18 protein-coding genes are annotated in these 23,111 nt (G+C 44.8%); 14 read left to right on the top strand and 4 right to left on the bottom strand.

All coding sequences use genetic code 11. The features are described 5' to 3' along the window. The 13 genes from FGL37_RS05710 (at position 1) to FGL37_RS05650 (ending at position 19,617) form a co-directional block, all read left to right on the top strand. Positions 1-4,551, top strand: a complete 4,551-nt coding sequence (locus tag FGL37_RS05710; protein ID WP_028070778.1) for an efflux RND transporter permease subunit — start codon at positions 1-3, stop codon at positions 4,549-4,551. A 160-nt stretch (positions 4,552-4,711) separates the two neighbouring features. After that, complete coding sequence (gene susR / locus FGL37_RS05705) at positions 4,712-6,340, top strand: SusR family glycan utilization regulator (RefSeq protein ID WP_028070777.1); 1,629 nt, start codon at positions 4,712-4,714, stop codon at positions 6,338-6,340. Between the two features lie 250 nt (positions 6,341-6,590). Next, the gene (locus tag FGL37_RS05700) at positions 6,591-9,566 is read left to right on the top strand and encodes a SusC/RagA family TonB-linked outer membrane protein (RefSeq protein WP_028070776.1); all 2,976 of its coding nucleotides are present in this window, start codon (positions 6,591-6,593) and stop codon (positions 9,564-9,566) included. Between the two features lie 11 nt (positions 9,567-9,577). Further along, positions 9,578-11,098 carry a RagB/SusD family nutrient uptake outer membrane protein gene (locus FGL37_RS05695; protein ID WP_028070775.1) on the top strand — a complete coding sequence of 507 codons (1,521 nt, stop codon included), beginning with the start codon at positions 9,578-9,580 and terminating at the stop codon, positions 11,096-11,098. A gap of 33 nt (positions 11,099-11,131) precedes the next feature. Then, positions 11,132-12,604 (top strand): endo-1,6-beta-glucanase, encoded by a 1,473-nt coding sequence (locus FGL37_RS05690; protein ID WP_138096686.1) that lies wholly within the window; start codon positions 11,132-11,134, stop codon positions 12,602-12,604. A gap of 26 nt (positions 12,605-12,630) precedes the next feature. Further along, the gene (locus FGL37_RS05685) at positions 12,631-13,956 is read left to right on the top strand and encodes a DUF5125 domain-containing protein (RefSeq protein ID WP_232048641.1); all 1,326 of its coding nucleotides are present in this window, start codon (positions 12,631-12,633) and stop codon (positions 13,954-13,956) included. Between the two features lie 176 nt (positions 13,957-14,132). Then, on the top strand, positions 14,133-14,510 hold the full coding sequence (locus FGL37_RS05680) for a hypothetical protein (RefSeq protein WP_051607064.1): 378 nt from the start codon (positions 14,133-14,135) through the stop codon (positions 14,508-14,510). 84 nt (positions 14,511-14,594) lie between these two features. Next, positions 14,595-15,254: an SCO family protein gene (locus FGL37_RS05675; protein ID WP_051607062.1), complete on the top strand. Its 660-nt coding sequence runs from the start codon at positions 14,595-14,597 to the stop codon at positions 15,252-15,254. An 18-nt stretch (positions 15,255-15,272) separates the two neighbouring features. After that, complete coding sequence (locus FGL37_RS05670; protein WP_051607060.1) at positions 15,273-16,121, top strand: FixH family protein; 849 nt, start codon at positions 15,273-15,275, stop codon at positions 16,119-16,121. A gap of 56 nt (positions 16,122-16,177) precedes the next feature. Next, complete coding sequence (locus FGL37_RS05665) at positions 16,178-17,044, top strand: MbnP family protein (RefSeq protein WP_028070771.1); 867 nt, start codon at positions 16,178-16,180, stop codon at positions 17,042-17,044. 2 nt (positions 17,045-17,046) lie between these two features. Continuing rightward, the gene (locus FGL37_RS05660; RefSeq protein ID WP_028070770.1) at positions 17,047-18,108 is read left to right on the top strand and encodes a cytochrome-c peroxidase; all 1,062 of its coding nucleotides are present in this window, start codon (positions 17,047-17,049) and stop codon (positions 18,106-18,108) included. Positions 18,109-18,163: 55 nt separating this feature from the next. Then, on the top strand, positions 18,164-19,105 hold the full coding sequence (locus tag FGL37_RS05655) for a transporter family protein (RefSeq protein ID WP_028070769.1): 942 nt from the start codon (positions 18,164-18,166) through the stop codon (positions 19,103-19,105). A gap of 17 nt (positions 19,106-19,122) precedes the next feature. Further along, the gene (locus FGL37_RS05650) at positions 19,123-19,617 is read left to right on the top strand and encodes a c-type cytochrome (RefSeq protein ID WP_037533771.1); all 495 of its coding nucleotides are present in this window, start codon (positions 19,123-19,125) and stop codon (positions 19,615-19,617) included. 113 nt (positions 19,618-19,730) lie between these two features. Here FGL37_RS05650 and folP read toward each other — a convergent pair whose 3' ends face one another. Genes folP through FGL37_RS05630 form a run of 4 tightly spaced genes read right to left on the bottom strand, consistent with a single transcriptional unit; the run spans position 19,731 to position 22,476 of the window. Further along, positions 19,731-20,570 carry a dihydropteroate synthase gene (gene folP / locus FGL37_RS05645; RefSeq protein ID WP_028070768.1) on the bottom strand — a complete coding sequence of 280 codons (840 nt, stop codon included), beginning with the start codon at positions 20,568-20,570 and terminating at the stop codon, positions 19,731-19,733. Continuing rightward, positions 20,567-21,046: a DUF4920 domain-containing protein gene (locus FGL37_RS05640; RefSeq protein ID WP_028070767.1), complete on the bottom strand. Its 480-nt coding sequence runs from the start codon at positions 21,044-21,046 to the stop codon at positions 20,567-20,569. Before FGL37_RS05640 ends, folP begins: the two co-directional genes overlap by 4 nt. A 1-nt stretch (position 21,047) precedes the next feature. Then, positions 21,048-21,626, bottom strand: coding sequence for an L-threonylcarbamoyladenylate synthase (locus tag FGL37_RS05635; protein WP_028070766.1), 579 nt, complete (start codon positions 21,624-21,626; stop codon positions 21,048-21,050). A gap of 31 nt (positions 21,627-21,657) precedes the next feature. After that, entirely contained in the window at positions 21,658-22,476 is an 819-nt protein-coding gene (locus FGL37_RS05630; RefSeq protein ID WP_028070765.1) for a 2,3,4,5-tetrahydropyridine-2,6-dicarboxylate N-succinyltransferase, read from the bottom strand. Positions 22,477-22,653: 177 nt separating this feature from the next. Between FGL37_RS05630 and FGL37_RS05625 the strand changes: the two genes are divergently transcribed. Further along, on the top strand, positions 22,654-23,064 hold the full coding sequence (locus tag FGL37_RS05625; RefSeq protein WP_028070764.1) for an Hsp15 family ribosome-associated heat shock protein: 411 nt from the start codon (positions 22,654-22,656) through the stop codon (positions 23,062-23,064). Positions 23,065-23,111 lie beyond the last annotated feature (47 nt).

The raw sequence follows: 23,111 nt of genomic DNA, 5'->3' as shown, positions 1-23,111 counted from the left end.
ATGTTTGAAACATTTATAAGGAGACCGATATTATCGTTGGTCATTTCGGTGTTTATCACACTACTTGGATTACTAGCATTATTCACCCTGCCCATTACGCAGTTTCCGGATATTGTACCTCCATCAGTGGTTGTAAATGCCAATTATACCGGTGCGAACGCCGAGGTAAGTACCAATGCCGTTGCCATTCCTCTGGAGAAGGCCATCAACGGTGTTGCGGGGATGACCTATATGACTTCGGTGTCGACCAATAATGGTAGTACTGTTATCCAGATCTTTTTTGAAGTTGGAACAGACCCGGATATTGCGGCCGTGAACGTACAGAACAGGGTAACGACCGTTCTGGATGAGCTGCCCGAGGAGGTTATCAAAGCTGGTGTCACCACCGAGAAGGAAGTGAATTCCATGCTGATGTATCTCAATGTGTATACCGATGATGAAACGGCAGACGAACGCTTTATATATAATTTCACGGATATCAATATCCTGAAAGAGCTGAAACGTATTGAAGGAGTGGGCCGTGCGCAGATCATGGGCATGCGAGACTATGCGATGCGCATATGGGTAAAACCAGACCGGATGGCCGCATATAATATCTCTACGGAAGACGTTGTTGCTTCGTTGCGCAAGCAGAATATTGAGGCCGCGCCCGGACAAACAGGGATCAGCTCGGATAAAATGCGGAATATGCAGCAATATGTATTGCGCTATCCCGGTAAGTTTACAGAAATAGATGAATACGCGAATATCCCGATAAGAGCTAATTCAAACGGCTCCATTATCCGTATCAAGGATATTGCAGATGTAGAATTCGGTTCGCTGGATTATGAAATGGTGTCCAAGACGGACGGACGGCCTTCGGCATCAATCATGCTGAAGCAGTTGCCTGGCTCCAATGCGCAGGAGGTTATTCAACGGGTCAAAGACCGTATGGCCGAACTGAAGGAAACAACTTTCCCGGCAGGGATGACCTATACCATGGGATATGATGTCTCGCGGTTTTTGGATGCGTCTATTTCATCGGTGATCAAGACCTTGTTGGAGGCATTCCTATTGGTGTTCATTGTCGTGTTTATCTTTTTACAGGATTTCAGGGCGACGGTAATTCCGATTTTGGCTGTTCCGGTCTGTCTGATCGGCGCCTTATTTTTCATGCAGATGTTGGGTTTCTCTATCAACTTGCTGACGCTCTTCGCTCTGGTACTTGCCATCGGTATTGTGGTGGATAATGGGATCGTGGTCGTGGAGGCTGTGTATGCAAAGATGGAAGAGGAACATTTACAGCCGATGGAAGCCACTTTAGAAGCGATGAAGGAGGTCGGCGGAGCCGTTGTGGCTATCACACTCGTCATGTCGGCAGTGTTTGTGCCTGTGGCTTTTCTTTCAGGACCTGTGGGGATATTTTATAGGCAATTTTCATTGACATTGGCTGCTGCCATTGTCATCTCCGGTATCAATGCACTGACCTTGACACCAGCTTTATGTGCACTGTTTTTGAGGTCACCGCATGACCGTAAACCTTCTAACAACTGGCTGGATCGATTCTTTAAAAAATTCAACCTGCTCTACGATAAAACTGCGGCGGGCTATAAGGGCCTCTTAGTAAAAACAAGTGCGCGGAGAGGGCTAACGCTCCTTTTATTGGCAGGTTTCTTTGTGGCGACCTGGGGCAGTAGTGCCATATTACCGTCGGGCTTTATTCCAACTGAGGATCAGGGAATGATTTATGTGTCCGTAACGACACCACCGGGAGCTACAGTAGACCGAACCGAACGTATTTTGGATAAGATCGATTCGGTGTCCCGGAAGCTGGATGTGGTTGAGACAGTCTCCACGCTTTCAGGTTACAGCATTGTTACCGAGGTGTCCGGTGCATCCTACGGTATGGGGATGATTAACCTTAAACCATGGAAGGAGCGCAGCCAGACAGTGGACGATGTCATCAGGGAATTACGGGAGAAGACCAAAGATTTTGCGGATGCCCAGATCGACTTTTTCCCGCCGCCAACAGTTCCGGGATTTGGAAACTCTTCTGGATTTGAGCTCCGTTTACTGGACCGTAGCGGCAATGAGGACCTCACCAAGACGGCGGAAGTGCTGCAGCAATTTATGGACAAAATGGAGGGAAGTGAAGTTCTGCAGGATATCAGTTCCAGCTTCGACGTTAACTTTCCACAGTATATGTTGAAAGTAGATTACGACATGGCTGCCAAGAAAGGGATATCCGTCGAAAACGCCATGAACACCTTACAAACACTCATGGGAAGTCTTTACGCAACGAACTTTATCCGGTATGGGCAGATGTATAAGGTCATGGTACAGGCGGGGCCTGAATATCGTAGACGGCCCGAAGATGTACTCCGCCTATATGTGAAAAACGAAACCGGAGAAATGGTGCCCTACAATGCGTTTATTTCTATGGAGCGCATCTATGGACCTGAGCAGATCACGCGTTACAATATGTTCAGTTCGGCGATGATCACAGGCCAGTCTTCACCGGGATTCAGTTCGGGCCAAGCGATTGAAGAGGTGGAGAGGATTGCTTCCGAGCTGCCGCAGGGCTATAGTATTGAATGGTCCGGAATGACGCGGGAGCAGGTAATTTCTGGCAATCAGGCGCTATACATCTTCGCTTTATGTCTATTGTTTGTGTATCTGTTGTTATGCGCACAGTACGAAAGCTTTTTATTGCCTTTGCCGGTGCTCCTTTGTCTTCCGGCAGGTATATTTGGTGCGTTTATCTTCCTGAAAGTATTTGGCCTGGAAAACAATATCTACGCACAGGTTGCGTTGGTCATGCTGATCGGTTTGCTCGGTAAAAACGCCATTCTGATCGTAGAGTATGCCAATCTGAAATACAAGCAGGGTATGGATATTGTCACTGCCTCGATCGAAGGTGCTGTCGCCCGTTTGCGTCCTATTCTGATGACTTCTTTTGCCTTTGTCGCGGGGTTGATCCCACTTATGATGGCCAGTGGTGCGGGAGCTCTGGGAAATCGCAGCATTGGTACAGCTGCCGTTGGTGGTATGCTTATCGGAACAATTCTGGGTGTGATTGTCATTCCGGGGCTCGTGATTTTATTTTCAAAAAGAGAAAATAAAAAACAGGTAGTCAAACAGGTTTCCCTTGTGATTGCTGCCTTGATGATGTTTGGCAGCTGTGCGGTCCCCAAAAAGTCTGCTCCGCCGGAGAAAGTTGTTACTCCTGCAGCTTTTTCAGAAAAGGCTATATCGGACAGTGTCCATATCGGTGGCCGCTCCTGGCGCGAGATTTTCAAGGACCCTCTTTTAGTTGCGCTGATCGACTCAGCGCTGCGGAATAATATGGATATCCGGCAGTCGATCCTACGCCTTGAATCTGCGCAGGCTTACTTTAAACAACGGAAAGCAGCGCTGGGGCCCACTGTAGAGGCAGCTGTGGAAGGTGGAATTCGAAAATATGGGCATTATACCGAATCGGGAATTGGAAATTATGATTCCAACTTTTCGGATAACCTGAAAAGTGATGAAAAACTTCCTGAGCCCTTTATTCCTGATTATTTTATCGGGCTGCGTTCTTCTTGGGAAATCGATCTCTGGGGAAAACTAAAAAATCAGAAGCGGGCCGCATATTTTGGTTTTTTGGCCGAACAGGAAGGAAAACGTCTACTTGAAACCGAACTGGTCTCGAATATTGCCACGGCGTATTACGAGCTGATGGCCCTGGATCAAAAAATTAAGGTCTATAACCGTAATATTGAGCTACATAAGAATGCGCTGGAAGTGGTCGAACTCAAAAAAGACGCAGGTTATGCAACCGAACTCTCGGTACAACAATTTAAGGCCCTGTTGGCGACTTCTAAATCGGCTAAGGAACAGCTGCTCCAAGAGATTGCGCTTTGGGAGCACCATATCAACGGCTTGCTGGGGCGCTATTATCAGCCAATAAACAGAAGTACTTATGCGGAGAATACCAACTTGTATCACGCCATGAGTTTTGGTACACCGGATGATCTGGTCAACCAGCGACCGGATATCAAAGCAGCCTATCTGAAAATGCTCGCTTCGTCAAATCAGCAGGAGGCTTCGCGTTTAGCGTTTTTACCTTCTGTTGCCATCAGCCCTTTTATCGGGTTACAAAGTTTCCATTTTAACAAATTATTCAATCTGGATAAATCGATAGCGTATAATCTATTTGGCGGTATTACGCTGCCAATATTTAATCAACGCCAACTGAAGACCCAATACGAGGTAGCAAAGGCAGATTATGGTATTGCATTTATTGACTACGAAAAATCGGTCATTAACGCGTATAACGAAGTTTCCAATGTAATCATGACGCAGGAAGCAATTGCCAGGCGCCGTACGTATGTAGACGAGCGGGTAACGGCGTTGGAGCGCTCCATCGAAGCGGCTCAGGAATTGTTTATTGCAGGCCGGGTCACTTCATTGGATGTGGTTACTGCACAACGCGAATCGCTGGAGGCACAGATTGGGAAGGTCGAGCTCGAGAAGGAGAATACCCTGAACCAGATTTTGTTGTATAAAGCCCTGGGCGGAGGCTGGAAATAAATTCGCCTCCTTGATACAAAAACTATTTTTCATGCGATAAAGAATTAAATTGTTAATTCTTGGACCCGATCTTGGGTCAGGAAAAGAGGCCGTCGGGAGATGTCCTCTTTTTTGTTGTTATTTTTATGTAGTTTAGCCTGAACGAAGTCGAACCGAACTTATGTTGAAGCGTATTTTTCTTTCTCTTGTTTTCACCCAGTTGTTTTTTCACTTAACTGCTCAGGAGCTTTCGGATAGCACCAAGGTGCTGCAGCGACTGGCTTATCTGATGGAAAATCAGAAGGTTTATGTTAAAAATCGGGAAGATAGGCTGGAAAAATTAAAACAGGAAGCCAAGGCACTTGAAGGTAATCCGGAGAAGTTTTTCCGAAAAAATTATGAAATCTTTGAAAATTATAAAAAGTTTGATTCAGATGCTGCATTGACTTATATTATGCTATGTCAAAAACTGGCGTCTACCGGAAGTGATTCGCTCCGGACTTTGATCAATCTCGATCTAGCTTGGGTTTATTCGACGATCGGCCGTTATATCGAAGCATCCCGGTTATTGAATACAATTCAACCTTCGAGACTGGATAATGGACTGTTGGCGAAATATTATGATACCTACAGTGCTTTTTATAGCCATTACGGACAGAGTAACAACCGATCCGAATATTACCAGGCCAGTGAACGTTACCGGGATTCCTTGTTGTCGGTCTTACCAAGATCTTCTGTTGAATACCGCACTACGACTGCTATTAAAACCTTGTTCAACGGGAACCGGGATGACGCCAAAAGACAATTTTTGGCACTTTGGAAGGAAGGGAAGGACCGTATTGAGCAACGGGCAATGATAGCGTATTTTATGGGCCTGATCTATAAATACGAAAAGGATAAAAGAAGTCAGATCTATTATCTTTCGATATCAGCAAGTGCAGATATCGAAATGGCCAATCGCGATAATGCATCTTTTCACGATCTCGCGCTTACTTACTACGACCAGCAGGATTTCGACCGCGCTTTTCAGTTTATTGAAAAAGCTATTGATGATGCGATGCTGTGTAAAGTGCGCTATCGGATTATCGAGGGTACATCTTCTTATCCGATTATCAATGCTGCCTACCAGCAAAAAATAAGCAAACAGAATAAGCAGCTGGTTGCTTTGGTGACCGTAGTCAGCATTTTATTGATCGGTGTCATTATCGGTTTGGTCGTTATCTACCGGCAGGTTAAACATTTACGCAGAATTCGCTCAGCATTGTCAGCTACAAACCAGCAGCTGCTTGCACTAAATCAGGAGATCAATCAGACAAACCTGAAGCTAGCGGAGTCCAATCATATCAAAGAGGAATATATCGCCCAGTTCTTTGATATGTGTTCGAGCTACATTGACAAGATGGAAGACATCCGAAAAGCTTTGTTAAAGCGGGCTACCAATCAGCAATGGGAAGCACTGCGGGAACAATTGAAATCGACACAAATGGAAGAGCGGGAAGTCCAACAGCTCTATGTCAATTTTGACCGTATTTTTTTGAATTTATATCCTACTTTTATTGAAGAATTCAATGCATTGCTGCAGGAGGATGAGAAGATCTATCCCAAAAAATCAGAGCTGCTGAATACTGAGCTGCGGATCTTTGCATTGATCCGCCTGGGCATTCATGATTCCGTCAGGATCGCAAGCTTCCTTCGGTATTCCCTTCGTACAGTCTACAACTACCGGACGAAGGTGCGCAACAAAGCCGCAGGCGACAGGGATGCCTTTGAAGCTGCCGTGTGCCAGATCGCCGTCATTGACAGGCGTTGATCTGCCAGAAACCGCAGAAGGCCCCTGCTACACGTGCTCCCAGTGTGTAAAGTAGGTACTTTTTATCCTGTGTCTTTGTTGGTAAGCTGCTTGTTTTTAGTTTGTTGTGTTTTATTCTCAGTACTTTTTAACGACTAAGCCTTTTTTTCCTGTTGATGTCCCTTTAGTTTTGTTTTGGGCGATAGAGCAGGGGAAACTCATCGCTATTTGGAATAACCAAATCATTAAACAATAACCAATTTTTTTTCATATGATTTACTTTACTCGAAAAGTAGGCTTTTTAATTGGGCTAGCTTTCCTGTTTACCTTGAATGTGGCCTTTGCGCAAAACAAGCTACAGGTGCGCGGGCAGGTGCTGAATGCGGTGGACCGAAAGCCTTTGGGTGGTGTTACCATTTCGGATCAAGAAGCAAACAACGCGGTATCTACCAATGCCGAAGGCCGGTTTCAGATCTCGGTGCCTCCGGGGTCACGTCTGCTGTTTTCGTTTGTCGGTTTTGATAGCAAAGAGCTTGTTGCGGAAAACGAGACTGTGACAGTGCTATTGAGCCCGTCTACCAACGTATTGGAAGATGTTGTTGTCATTGGGTACGGGTCCGTCAGGCGTAAAGATGTCACGACCGCGATCGCTTCTGTCTCCACTCAGGATTTGGAGAAGCGTCCTATCGTGAATGTGGGGCAGGCAATTCAGGGCAAGGCGGCGGGGGTAGCCGTGATGCAGCCCAATGGAACTCCAGGAGCGGAAATGTCTATCCGTGTGCGTGGAACAACATCATTTAATGCAAGCAATGCGCCCTTATATGTGGTCGATGGTGTCCCTGTGGACAATATTAAATTTTTAACACCTGCCGACGTTGCTGACATTCAAATTTTAAAAGATGCATCGTCTGCGGCCATCTATGGTTCAAGAGCTGCAAATGGTGTCGTATTGATCACAACCAAAACCGGCAGAAGCGGACAGGCTAAAATTAGTGTGAATGCACAGTATACCGCCAATGTTGTCGACAATACATTTCAAGTACTGAATGTACAGCAGTACCGGGAACTGCAGAATGAAATCGGACTAGTGTCTTTACCAGAAGGATTAACCGATCAGACCGACTGGTTTAAGGAGGCATACCAGACCGGTATCCAGCAAAATTATCAATTCTCTGTCACCGATGGAACAGAAAAACTGCGCTACTTTCTGTCCGGTGGATATCTAAATGAGAAAGGCACATTGGAAGGTTCATTTTTTAAGCGCTATAATTTCAGAGCAAATGTTGACAATCAGGTGCGCAAATGGTTAAAAGTGTCTGCCAACATCAACTATGCCGACTATAACGATAATGGAATTATTTCCGGTACGGGAGCTAATCGTGGCGGAGTAGTTTTATCGGTGATCAATACGCCGACCTATGCTCCTGTTTGGGATCCCCTGAATCCCGAGCAGTATTATAATAATTTTTATGGTGTCAGTGGCATAACCAGTCCTGCTGAAAATCTGGCAAGGAGTAAATACAACAACAACCGTGAAAACCGCCTGCTTGCGACTGGCAGTGCATTGATCAGTTTTTGGCCAGAGCTTACCTTAAAAAGTGCATTTACGATGGATCGCAGAAATGCCATAAAGACGGTATTTTTGGATCCGATCTCCACAACCTACGGCCGCAGCCAGCACGGAACTGGGTCTGATCTGAGAAATATGAATACAGTTTTGACCTGGGATAATGTGCTGACCTACACCAAAGCTTTTGGCAGCCATCACCTAGAGGCCATGGGGGGAAGTTCCTGGACAGACTCAAAATATACCAACAGCTATATCAACGGATCCCACTTCCGGGATGAAGTCATTCAGACCTTGAATGCAGCGAATAAAATTGCCTGGGATAATACAGGATCTGGCGGCTCGGCCTGGGGAATCATGTCGTACTTTGCGCGCGCAATGTACAACTATGATGGAAAATATCTGCTGACAGCGAATATGCGTGCGGATGGTTCGTCCAAGCTGCATCCCGATCACCGTTGGGGATATTTTCCTTCTGTTTCTGCAGCTTGGCGGTTGTCTTCTGAAGGTTTTATGGAAAATATTACCTGGATTAACGATCTAAAGCTACGTGGAGGGTGGGGAGAGACCGGCAATCAGTCAGGAGTGGGCGATTATGCCTATCTACAGCGCTATAACTTTAAGCGTTTTGAATGGTATAATGATCTGTATAAAGAAGCGGTGCCGGCCATCGTTCCGGCCAACCTTCGGACAAAAGATCTGACTTGGGAAACCACTTCACAGGCCAATATCGGGATTGACTTTTCTGTGCTGAACAATAGGCTCACGCTCGCGGCTGATTACTATCATAAGAAGACAACAGATATGCTGATGTGGGTTACTTTGCCGGCATCCGCATCAACGATTTCGACTTCCATACAGCGCAATGAAGGGGAGATGACGAATAAAGGGTTTGAATTTGCAGTCGACTCAAAGAATTTGACCCAAGGATTTGTCTGGAACACCAATTTTAATATTTCTTTTAATAAAAATAGGTTGGACAAACTGGAGACGAAACAGATCTACGATGATGCGGTGACAAGTGAAAATGTGAATGAAAAAGTGGTCAGAAATACACCGGGCCGTCCTTTGGGCAACTTCTTTGGTTATATCAGCGAGGGGGTGGATCCTGAAACGGGCAACCTACGGTACCTTGATGTCAACGGAGATGGGAAAGTGACGGTTACTGACCAAACTTTTATCGGTAATCCAAACCCCAAATTTACCTATGGGATGACCAACAGTTTTTCATGGAAAAATATTGATCTCAGTATTTTTATCCAGGGTACTTATGGCAATGATATTTATAATGCAAGCCGGATGGAGACGGAAGGAATGTATGATGGAAAAAACCAGACGACAAGAGTGCTTGACCGCTGGCGGGTACCAGGGCAGATGACCGATGTTCCCAAAGCTGGCTTTAATATAAAAAACTCCACCTATTTTGTGGAAGACGGTAGCTACCTGCGTGTAAAGAATATTTCACTTGGTTATACGATAGCGCCCGAACGGCTGAAACGTATCGGCATACAAAAGTTACAGCCCTATTTTTCGGCTAGCAATCTATTGACCTGGACAAAGTATTCGGGAATGGATCCTGAAGTAAACCAATATGGAGACAGTGGGGCTGTACAGGGCATTGACTGGGGGACCTACCCACATAGCCGCTCATTTGTGTTGGGAATAAATATTGAATTTTAATTGCATATATCATGAAATTGATCATAAAATATAGTTTTTTGATAACGTTGCCAATGGTGTTGTTATATTCCTGTTCATTGGTACGGGATCCTCTGGATAGCTATTCGGATGTTACCGAAGGGGTGACGGAGGGTGGCAAAAATATTGTTTTTAAGGACAGGGCTGCCGTCGAATCTTATTTGGCCACGCTCTATCAACAAATGAAAGATCGCCAGGAACATTGGTATGTGGACTTATTGTTGATTGGTGACGCACATTCTGACAATGCATATGCGGGAACTACGGGGGCTGAGGTAGTGCCTTTCGAGAATAATTCAATCGAAGGGTCCAACTCGGTTTTATTACGGGACTGGAACCGTTATCTGGAGGATATCGCCAGAGCAAACCGGTTAATCATCCATGTAGACAGTGTTGCAGACAAATCGTTGAGTGCTACTGAAATAAAAACGATCAAAGCACAGGGGAAATTATTCCGCGCGCTGGTTACATTCGATATGGTGCGCATCTTCGGTTCCATTCCTTTGTCAACTACTGAAGCGCCGGACATTACCGCAGAAAACATTGGAGAGGTTTATAAAGATTACTTTCCTAAGCAGTTAAGGGAAGAGGAGGTCTATCAACAGATTGCAAAAGACTGTCTCGATGCCTTGGCAGATGCTCCGACTAACAATGCTGCTAACAAAACCCTTTTTACAAAGTCTGTTGCCAGAGCCATGCTTGCCAAAGTATACGCTGAAAAACCAATTCGTGATTACGCAAAAGTCATTCAGTACGCAGACGAACTGGCCGCGGACGGTTTTTCTTTAAATGCAAATTATGCTGACCTGTATGCGCTGAATGCCAGCAATACAGATTTAGCACAACGCAACACCAGAGAGTCAATCTTGGAAGCGCAGTTTTTCCCAGGGGGAGGAAATTGGGCGTCATGGATGTTTGGACGAGATCTATCCAACTATGACGTCAATTTTTCCTGGGCCAAATGGGTGACTCCTTCACGTGATCTGATCCAGACCTATACCAATGAAGGGGATCAGGTCCGAATGGAGCAAGCAATCGTGTATTATGCTGCGAAATGGAGTAACTATTATCCCGCGAACCATTATCCATTTATGTTTAAGCTGCGTTCGGGACTGAACAGTATTATCAAGCTTCGTTACGCAGATATTCTATTACTCAAAGCGGAAGCATTACTGATGCAAAGCAGTCCTAACCTTGCAGCTGCGGCCGACATTATTGACCAAATTCGGCAACGGGTGAAGCTGCCGAAGCTACCGGCCGGTCTGCGTTCCGATAAAGAAGCTCTATTGGAAGCTTATTTGAAGGAACGTCGTCTGGAATTGGCTTTCGAAGGACAGCGGTGGTTTGATCTGGTGCGTCTGAATAAGGTGGAGCAGGTCATGAATGCTGTGTACGCAAAAGACCCGGGGCGAAAAGCACAGTTGTATCCTTTCGATGAAAAATCTTATAGACTTGCGGTTCCGCAGTCTGCTATTGATGACAATCCCAACCTGGTGCAAAATCCAGGGTATTAATTCATGACTTTTATGAAACGTAATAATAAAACTATGATATACACTTTCTTGTTGTCCTGTCTGGTTGCAGCAACATCTTGTAATCGTGATAGCTATACGCCTTCACAGATGGACGATATTAAAAATAACGGTGACGTCACTATTTACACGACTACAGGAAGCCGGTCTTCAGATTTCGGAAAACGATTTGTAGATTTCAGCTCTAAGTTCAATATGTCGCCCAACACAATCACAGTGAATCCCGCGCAAAAATTCCAGACGATGGACGGGTTTGGGGCAGCAGTGACCGGTTCAACCTGTTACAACCTAATGAAAATGAATAAGGAGGACCGCCGCAAATTCCTCACGGAGACATTTTCGGACAAAGAGGGAATGGGAATGAGCTATATCCGTATTGCTATCGGATGCTCCGACTTCTCGCTGAGCGAATACACCTGCTGGGATAAAGAAGGAAAAGAAAATTTCGGCCTGCAATCAGAAGAACTTCACTATATTATTCCTGTGCTCAAAGAAATATTGGCCATCAATCCCCAGGTTAAAATCATGGGTTCGCCATGGACACCCCCAAAATGGATGAAGGTAAACAATCTCGTGGATTTAAAGCCTTTTGATTCATGGACGAGCGGGCAGCTAAATCCAAAATATTATCAGGACTATGGCTGGTATTTTGTTCAATGGCTACAGGCCATGAAAAAAGAAGGCATCCCTGTGCATGCAATCACTGTACAAAATGAACCTTTAAATAGGAAGAACTCGGCTTCAATGTACATGTCCTGGCAGGAGCAACAAGCATTTATCAAACAGTCTCTGGGCCCCCAGTTGAAATCGGCTGGTCTGGCAACAAAGATCTATGCCTTCGACCACAATTACAATTACGACAATATGGCTGACCAGGAAGACTATCCGGTCAAAATTTATAACGATGCCGGAGCAGCGTCCTTTATCGCTGGCGCGGCTTATCACAACTACGGTGGTGATAAAGCCGAATTGCTTGATATTCAGCGTCAACGTCCAGATAAAGAACTGGTCTTTACCGAAACCTCGATCGGGGAATGGAACGACGGGCGTAATTTGGAAAAACGCCTTATGGAAGACATGAGGGAAGTTGCTTTAGGTACAGTTAATAACTGGTGTAGGGCAGTAATCGTATGGAACCTGATGCTGGATACGGACAAAGGCCCAAATCGCGAAGGCGGATGCCAGACTTGCTATGGCGCCGTGGATATCAATAAAGCGAATTACAAAACGATAACGCGCAACTCCCACTATTACATCGTTGGGCATTTAGCGGCGGTCGTAAAACCCGGGGCCACACGTATTGGCGCGTCGGGTTATACCGCAGATGGATTGGTTTATACTGCGTTTCAGAACACAGACGGAACCTACGCCCTTGTTTTATTGAATGATGCCGGAGATAGCCGTAAGATTACAATAGCTGATGGAAAGCACCATTTTAGCTATGATGTGCCGGCTAAATCGGTAGTTTCTTATCGTTGGTCAAATTAAAGCTTGAGATGATGAAAAGACAGCACATGAATATACTGATTGGAGTCGCTGCCATACTCACCGTCAGTTCCTGTAAAAAGGATGAAAAATACGTCTATCAAATCGGAGACCCAAAGATTGAATGGAAAGCCGCTGTTTCCGAAGCACATTTTGGAGATAGTCTGGAGTTTGAGGTGCACGTATCTGATAACGAAGTCGCATTATCGACGGTCAAAGCACAGTTATTTTTTACGGACGATAAAGTCGCTGAAACGGTGATACGAACAAAGGAAAACGGAGATTACAAGGGGAAAATTTACATTCCATTCTTAAAGAATATTCCGGATGGAAAAGCGACACTCAAATTTGTCCTGCAAAATATTAGCCAGAAGAGCACCGAAAAGTCTTTTGATATTGATTTAAGCCGTCCGGATTTCCTCTATTTGACGTTGGTAACAGCAGCTAGGTCCTATAAGATGGAGAAGATAAGCCAACACCAATACGCGGCAACGGAGAATTTTCCGTTTTCTGTAAAAGGCTATATTCAGACCCCAAAAGTAGGTACAAATGGCCAGGTCATGAATTTTGGATGGGTCAATAACGCGATAGACTTAGGTGCCACTGCGGACATCCCTTTTTCAAATTCAACTTCCGGCGTATATAGCATTGCCTTTAATACGTTGACCTACCAGGCATCACCTTTTATTATTGCTTATGCGGTTAATGGAACGGTGTTTAATCGGATCGATGATACGCATTTTAAAGCTGAATTGAACATGGTCAAAGGAGAAGCGGTCACAATTGACGGGATCGAAGATCTGAAAGACTGGTGGATAGATCCCGACTTCTTTACGACATCTGGACAGGGAGGGCTTTCGTTTAACGGGATGAACGGAAAGTATCGTATCACTGCAGATTTTACCCTGAAGTATTTTAATGTGGAAGCCATGAATGGCAATGAGCTTGCCACGCTGCAGGCCGATGGTTCAGGAGCGATATGGATTATCGGAGAAGGCATCGGAAAACCAAAAGTATCCACAAATCAGGTTGGCTGGAATACGGATAAAGCACTTTGCATGGTGCCTGTCGGGAATAAAAAATATCAGGCCACGGTGACAGCCGGTACCTCCATGAATTCGGATAACATCAATTTCAAATTTTTCCATCAGAAGGGCTGGGGTGGAGAATTTGGCGGAGCGGATGTGACAACGACCAGTGATCTCATTTTTATTGGAAATGGCACGAACGGGCGTGATTCCGGAAATCTAGGTATAAAAACCGGCAAAGTACTAGAAGTGGGTAAGACTTATATCTTTACTATGGATCTTTCGGCAGGAAATAAGAAGGCTGTGTTGACGGTCAATGAAAAATAAGCTTTCTTTTCTTTTCAGTCCCCGGGCAGCGCTTGCGCCGGGGACTGATGTTTTGTATACGAATAGACCAACCCGTCCCATTGTTTTTAAACTATGCTCCGGTGATAGAAAAAATTATTAGCGTTTGGTTGTACGTGTTACCGTTGTAATCTTTATATTTGCGGTATTGTCATTTCATGAAAGCGAAACAGTTCATATGGATCATATTGCCTTTGATGCTCCTCCAGAGCTTCTCGACAGTATGGTTATGGACTATTTTTGAACTCAACAGGGATTATATAGCGCGCAATGAATGTATTAATCGTTTCAATGAAAAAGCCCTTTCCTGTAGGGGACAATGTATCCTGATGAAAAAAATGCGTGAGCATGAGGAAAAAGAACAGAAAAACCTTGAAACGCGCATTATTGATGTTGTCTTTATCAACAACCAGTTAAATTTCACTTTCGAAACTTCTGTCTTCGACGAAGTTGCTTTAAGCTTTTCTTTTCCAGAAATGAAAGAGAATTACGCTTACCGCCCTATCTTCTCCATTTTCCACCCTCCATTGGTTTAAACGTTATAGGAGTTACGTATTGACACGCTAGTGTTTAGACTACTGTGCCAATTCTTTTGTCTTAGAAAATTTAAATCAAATTACATGTACACAATTTTTCCGAAGGGAATTACTGTGACTGTATTTTCATGCGGCTTATGGCTAGCATCAGCCTGTTCCTCTTCCAATACGGGAGAGCGATTACCCATCTTGGGTGAAAGGGAGGTAGTACATAAGATTATTGATGGAAATAAGGTCACGGATACCCTATATCACATTATTCCAGACTTCGAACTGCTGGATCAGGATAGCACGGTCGTTTCAAAAAAGAGTCTTCAAGGGAAGATTTATCTGGCAGACTTTTTCTTTACGCGATGTCCGACAATCTGTCCTATTACTGCCCGGAACCTATTGCAGATCGCCCGACATTTTGAGCATGATCCAAGGGTGGTATTTCTGTCGCATACGGTAGATCCTATGTACGATCGTCCTTATGTACTGAAACGTTATGCTACTGAACTGGGAGCTCCGAAAAACTGGTTTTTCCTGAACGGTCCGAAAAATGAGGTATATCCACTTGCAGGCGCTGAAGGCTATTTTTCTTTTGCACAGGAGAATAAGGATGCACCCGGCGGTTTTGATCACAGTGGTGCTTTCAGTCTTGTAGATACCAGATTTCATGTACGTGCTGTATACGATGGCACTCAAATGGATTCTATCCCTAAAATTATTGCCGATATCCAGCTCCTGTTAGATAAAGGCTAATACAAACCACATAAAAAAATGGACTTTATAAAAATAGCTTTATTATATACTGTTGTATTAACGGCCGCGCTTACCGCAGTTTCATGCGCAGACAAAAGCGTAAGCAAAAACAGTGTAAGTGCAACGGATTCAACCGTATTCGGTATACCTGAAGAGTCTGGACTGTATCTTTTGGCAGATACATCAATCAAGGGCCATGCATACACTGTATATGGCGGCACAAAACTCAGTAATAAATATCATACGATTTATTTAAAGGTGAAAGACAAGAATGGCAGACCTGTCGACGATAAAGCCCTGGATCTCTATCCCGAAATGAATATGGGGCAGATGAAACATGGCGGACCTTACGAGCATCCCATACCATTGGGCGAAGGCTGGTATAAAAGCAACGTGGTTTTTATCATGGCTGACATTCCGGACATGGGGACAGGCTGGCATTTGCACATTATTCGTGGGGAGGAAACAGCAAGAGATACCGTGGCGATCAAGATTCCGGTTTCGCCAGCCTCACTTATGCGCACGACGAGCTCGGGCACCCGGGACGACAGCCGGGTATTTCTGTCTTGCCTCTTGCCTGATACAGTGAAACAGGGCAAGATGCCGATCCAGTTCTTGATGAATAAAATGGACCATCATCACTTCCCGGCATTAGACGGTTATGAGGTCAGATTTAAGACTGATATGCCTGGGATGAGGCATGACTCCCCGGATAATAAAGGTGCTGTCAGTGCCGGTAATGGTTATTACGAAGGGCTGATAAACTTTAGCATGGCCGGGGACTGGGAGATCAATGTGGAACTGTGGAAAGACGGTAAAAAAGCCAATCAGGATGAAATCAAATACCACGTACACGTCACTCCATAATAGAGGAAGTCATCCAAACAGAAATTAAGCATATAACAAGATTTAAAGTAAAAAACATGAAAACAGTATATTTTACCATCAGAACATTCATTTTGAGTATTTCGCTCCTGTTTGGAGTAAGCTGCAGCAAGAAAGAGGCACCTATGCCGGATAATACGAAGAAAGGGCTATTCTCCATCGAATTTGACAATATTGTCGGCGATGAGACCCTGGGATTTGATCCACGTGTGTATAAGAATGCGAAAGGTGAAGCCTTTCGCATCAAGACCTTACGTTATTTTATCAGCAATATTAAACTTTACAAGGCGGATGGTACTGAATATATCGTTCCCCAAGAAAAAAGCTACTTTTTTATGGAGGGGTCTGATAGGAGAAGCAGATTTGCAAAGGTAGAAGTACCTGAAGGAGATTATAATAAAGTAAAGTTCATCGTAGGCGTTGATAGCGCAAGAAGTACGATGCCCACCGAAGATCGTCAGGGAGTGCTTTCGTTTAATCCCGAAGCAGGACACGACGGCATGTACTGGGGCTGGAACCAGGGGTATATTTTCTTCAAGCTGGAGGGGTATTGCGATGGGATCTCTGATGACCAACAGGGAGATCCTACGGGCAATAAACAGTTTAGATATCATATCGGGGGCTATGGAGGATACAATCCCAAAGCGCCTACGCTCAACAACATCAAGGAAGTCACTATAGACCTGAATCCAGCAGGAATCGCCCAGGTACGGGAGGGGCTACGCAGCAATGTACACCTTTTTGTTGATGTGTTAAAGATTTTCAATGGACCTTATACTTTCTCGATCGTGCAACATCCGACTGTGATGTTCAGTGATTTTAGCCAGAATATTGCAAATAATTTTTTGTCGATGTTTACACACGACCATACTGAGAATTTTGTCAAAAGTGAATCAGAACTGTAGCCATGAAAAAGTTCCTTGTCATTGGGCTGCTGTTAGGGCTCGTGTGGGCCTGTAAAAAAGCAGATGATATTGCCGGAGACATCTTTGTGGGATTTGTTCGTCCGGGTAATTTCCCTGAGCCTGTCTATAAATTTGAGCGAAACCCGATTACAGAAGATGTTTTTGAACTGGGGCGACAGTTGTTTTACGAACCTCGTCTCTCACGCAACAATACCATCGCCTGTGGAAGTTGTCATATTCTTTCCGCTGCCTTCACCCATCATGGCCATGATGTGAGCCATGGTATCGACGATCGTCTGGGTATACGTAATCCCATGCCTATTTTCAATATGGCCTGGCAGCGAGAATTTTTCTGGGATGGTGGTGTCTTTGACCTGGATATGTCGCCGGTCAACGCCATTACAAATCCGGTAGAAATGGACGAATCCGTGAGCAATGTGCTGAGCAAACTGCGGAAGGACTCGGATTATCAGCAGCGTTTTAAAAAAGCCTTTGGCAGCGCAGGTATTACGGACGAACGTTTCTTCAAAGCGCTTTCACAGTTTATGCTCATGGCGATCAGTGCCAATGCTAAGTATGATCAGGTCATGCGGAAAGAGAATGGTGCCAGGTTTACCGAGCCTGAAAAGAAAGGGTACGTGTTTTTTCAGGCCAATTGCGCACGATGCCATGCCGAACCGCTTTTTACGGACCGCGATTACCACAACAACGGCCTATCGCCCAATCATGCAAATGATATTGGCAGGGATACGGTGACTTTAAATCATAACGACAGGTATAAGTTCAAAACTCCAAGCCTGCGAAATCTTTCCTATACAGGACCTTATATGCACGACGGCAGGTTCCTGACATTGGATCGCGTACTGGAACATTATCGCACAGGAATGGTCGATTCAAAAACTGTGGATAGTGGTTTCCGTAAAGCTGACGGTACTTTGGGCATTGCGATGACCGAGGAAGAAAAAGCTAATCTGCTCGCTTTCCTCAGGACGCTGAATGATGATTCTTTTGTCAGCAACAAAAAGCTGGGCGAGCCTGGAAATACTGGGTTTGTGGTCAACTAATAAATTAATTGTGAATGAAAAAACTCGCTTCTGAAGGCGAAAAAAAACAAATTAGATGAAGTCGATAACGATAAAATTACTTCTATTGCTATTTATTGGGCTGCCCTTATCCTCTAGGGCCTGTGACATCTGCGGTTGTGGTGTTGGAAGCTATTATATTGGTATTCTTCCGCAGTTCAATAAACGTTTTGTCGGGGTACGCTACCAATACAAAAGTTTGCAGACGCATCTTGGTCCTACAGGCAACCGTATTCCGATCAGTGCAGAAGAAACGTATCAAAGTCTGGAACTCTGGGGCGCTTGGAATTTGGGAAGCCGCTGGCGTATCATGGCAATAGTTCCCTATAATTTCAATGCGAGAAATATTCCGGGCAGTGGCGAAGTTGGGCGAATGAATGGCCTCGGCGATATTGTGGTCTATGGTTATTATAAAATTTTTGAACAAATGGGCAGTACCAAATCGAATCAGATGTTTAATCATTCGCTCTGGGTAGGTGCGGGAGTGAAAGCTCCTTCGGGCAAATATGATCCTGCGCAACGTTCAGCTACTAGCCAGGATGCACCAAATAATTTTCAGCTGGGTACGGCGAGCACAGATTTCATGATCAATCTGGCTTATGATATCAGGGTGATGGATCTGGGGCTCAACACCAATGTCAGCTATAAAATGAATACTGAAAATAAATATGACTACCGTTATGGAAACAAGTTGTCCGTGAATTCACTCCTGTATTATAAGGTTAATATAAAAGATAGGGTACGGCTTTCTCCCAATGCCGGAGTTGGCTATGAAACGCAACCCAAGGACGTCAGTATGCAGCGCTATGATGTAGCGCAGTCAGGAGGTTATAGCCTGGCCGGGATTGCGGGCATTGAAGTCAATATAGGCAAGGTTAACCTTGGGGCAAATTACCAAACTTTGCTGTCACAGAAGCTGGCAGATGGAAGGGCCAAGGCAGGAGGCCGATGGCTGACGCATATATCATATAGTTTTTAAACATAACAAAGGAAAATATGAAAAAAAGAATCAATGTCATCCTTTCCTGTCTTGGCCTTGCAGCTTTTGTGGCTTGTGGCGGAAGCGAACGGCAAAAAACAGAAAAGACGACTACTACGGCAGCTGAGATGGCTTCGTCAGAGAGCACACGTATGCTGGATTACAAAATGGACGGGTCAAAAGGTGTGGGCTCGGTCACATCCTTCGAGCACAAAGCCTTTGATGCACAGCTGGCGAGCAAAGGCGTCGAATTATTTGTTGCCAAATGTGCCATGTGTCATAGCTTTGATAGAACTGTAGTAGGCCCATCGTTAGATGGTGTTATCAAGCGTCGTACTCCAGAATGGATTATGAACATGATGCTTGACCCAGCCACAATGCTAGAAAAAGATCCAGATGCAAAAGCATTAAGTAAAGACTTTTCGTCGCCGATGGTTAGCCTTGGACTACAGCGGGAGGAGGCAAGGGCGATTTTGGAATACTTGCGCGAACGTAATAGCGGGGATAAATAAATCTGTGTTTCACTGTCCGCGTATGTAGAAGAATTCGGATAGCAATTGACCTGGTCCGGTAGCTGGAATAGTGCCGTTTCACTCCGGGTACTGGATCGGGTACATTCGAGGACTTAGAAAAATAGATCAACCAGCTGTCTGGCTTCTTTGACATCATGGACACGCAGCAGCTGTACACCTCTCTCGAGCAATAAGGTGTTGAGTGCTGTGGTGCCGTTCAGTGCTTCTTGCGCCGTAATTCCTAATTTTTTGTAGATCATCGATTTACGGGATATGCCACCTAAAATAGGGAGACCAAAATAATGCAGCTCTTCGATGCGGTACAATAATTCATAGTTTTGTTCCACTGTTTTGGCGAAGCCAAAGCCGGGGTCTATAATAATATCTTTCACACCAAGGTCTCGTAATTGTGCTATCCGTTCGCCCAGAAAAATGGCGACATCCGTTACAATATCGCTGTATGTTGTCTGCTCTTGCATATTCTCGGGGGTGCCCCGCATATGCATCAGGATATAGGGCACTTGGTATTTAGCTACAGTTGCAAACATCTCCTCGTCAAGTGTACCGCCGGATACGTCGTTGACAATATGCACACCGGCATCGATAGCAGCTGCAGCAACGTCTGCACGAAATGTGTCGATGGATAGGATGGCTTCTGGAAAGGCTTTCTTGATAGCATGGATTGGTGGAAGTGCGCGGTCCATCTCTTCCTGCGAGGATATCAGGGGAGCACCCGGACGGGAAGAATACGCGCCGATATCAAGAATATGGGCGCCCGACTGCAATAGTGCTGTCGCTTTTTTTAATGCCTCATCAACAGTCGTATGTTCGCCGCCATCGTAAAAGGAGTCAGGAGTCACATTGAGAATTCCCATAATGACCGGTTTTTCAAAGGTCAGCAAGGTACCGCCGACATTGATAGACTGAGATCTCGCTGTATGGAATTTTTTCATTTTACCACAAGCACAGCATCTGCGATGATGCTGATATCTTTTTTAGGTTGTGTAATCAGGCTAATTTCGGCTTGCGATTTACCAAGGTCTTTTGCGACATGCTGTAAGTCTGCGACAGATGTTTCTTTTTTCCTGGCTACGCCTTCCACGACTACTGTTCTGCCGATGATATCTGCAGGCATAAAGAAGCCGTAATCTTTGAAGCGCACCATTACCGGCTCTCCTGAATCGCGCTGTAAGGTCATGAAGCAGCCTTTCTTTTTACAGACTTCCACCACTTTCCCTTCGATTTTGCCCTGGAAAGTACTCTTATTGCTGAGCACTTTATCTAGCTTATTTACGGTAATTGCATGGTCTGCGACAATTTCTTTCCCATATTTTACGCCGGGTCTTGCCGGTGGTATTACTTTCTTTTGCGCGTGTGACTGACTGCTAACAGCAAGGACCAACGAAAACAATAAAACGATTTTTTTCATGTTATTTCCGTATAAATTCAAATTTGCCACTTGAATCGAGTTTCATGATGGTGGACGATCTACCATCGGTCTTAACATCCCTGTCGTATGCTACAATATAATCAACCCCGTTTTTGATCTCAGGTGAAATTTCATCAAAGTCTTTTGCCGAAGGTTCGCCGCTGATGTTGGCTGAGGTGGAGATAATGGGTTTGCGAAAACGCTGCAAAAGTTGTTCGCAAAAAGCATGTTTGACAACTCGAATGCCAATGGATCCGTCCGCCGCAATTGCATTGGGCGCCAGGTTTTTGGCATTCGAGTAGACGATTGTCAAGGGTTTGTCTGTATATTCAATAAGTTGATAAGCAACATCTGGGATATCGTTAACATAACTGGCCAATTGGTTTTCGTTATGCAGCAGGATGATTAGGCTCTTGGTTTTATCGCGTCCTTTCAGCTGATAGATTTTTTCTACAGCCTCCGGATTGGTGGCGTCACAGCCTATTCCCCAGATTGTATCAGTTGGGTATAAGATCAGGCCACCATTTTTTAGCGTTTCCAGTGCTTTATTCAAATCCTCACGTTCGACAAATGTGCTCATTTTTTATCTGTATTTATTCCTGCCCTTAAGTTTAAACTGCTACGTTGTGGTCGCGTAGGGCGTCGTTCAAAGAGGTTTTCTTATCGGTAGATTCTTTACGTTGACCAATGATCAGTGCACAAGGTACCTGGTATTCCCCTGCGGCAAATTTTTTGGTGTATGAACCCGGGATTACGACTGACCGTGCTGGAACATAACCTTTATATTCAACAGGTTCGGGGCCGGTGACGTCAATAATTTTTGTGGAAGCTGTCAATACGACATTCGCGCCCAATACCGCCTCCTTCTCAACGCGAACACCTTCGACAACAATGGCTCTGGAACCTACAAATACGTTATCTTCGATGATCACCGGAGCAGCCTGAACCGGCTCCAATACACCACCGATACCAACTCCGCCACTTAAATGTACATGTTTGCCGATCTGTGCACAAGAACCTACTGTTGCCCACGTGTCGACCATTGTGCCTTCGTCAACATAAGCACCGATGTTAACATACGAAGGCATCATAATAACCCCTTTGGCCAGATATGCGCCTAAGCGCGCAGAAGCACCCGGAACAACGCGTACACCCGTGTGTTTGTAGTCCGTTTTTAACTTCATTTTATCGTGAAATACGAAAGGGCCTGCAGTCATTTCACGCATATCATTGATCGGGAAATACAAGATAACAGCTTTTTTGATCCAGTCGTTTACATGCCATCTGGTACCAATCAATTCCGCTACGCGGATCTCACCGCTGTCCAACTTCATGATGACAGTACGAATAGCTTCCGAATATTCCTTATACTCTAATAATTGTCTATCTTCCCACGCTTCCTCAATCAGTTTTTTTAGTGGCTCTACCATATTATTTGTTTGCTTATATGAATTTGTTTATTTTGATGTACAAACTTAGATAAAGTTGTATATAAAAGCAACTTTATCAGTCGCTCCGCTGGTGTCAAAATGCCGCTTAATTCGGAGATCTGTTAATAATTAAGCAGGGGCGCTACGATAATCTGCTAATATAACTATTTTTGTACTATGGCTGCTACATCAGAAAAATTAAGAATTGACAAATATTTATGGTCAATCAGAGTATTTAAAACGCGTACTTTAGCTACTGAAGCCTGTAAGGCTGGGCGAGTGAAGCTGAATGGTCAGAATATTAAGCCTTCTTATGAGGTTAAAATTGGGGATGTTTATCATATTCAGAAAGGTATAGAGAAAAAAGTCGTTAAGGTTATTGGCCTGCTGGAGCGCCGGGTAGATGCGAAGACGGCGGTCCAATTTTATGAGGACCAGACACCTGTCGAAGAGACGGTAGGCTATAAATCAATGTTTCATGCACCAGTGCTCAAACGTGACCGTGGCACAGGGCGTCCCACCAAAAAAGACAGACGTGAAATTGATGACCTTCAGGCATCAGACTGGTGGGACAAGGAGGATGAGTAAGGCTTGGGGTGTACTGTTTCTGCCTTAATGGAATTTAAGGGCAATGA

Source organism: Sphingobacterium thalpophilum, assembly GCF_901482695.1.
In the GTDB taxonomy this organism is placed as follows: Bacteria; Bacteroidota; Bacteroidia; order Sphingobacteriales; family Sphingobacteriaceae; genus Sphingobacterium; species Sphingobacterium thalpophilum.
This window is presented reverse-complemented; position numbering and strand designations above follow the sequence as displayed.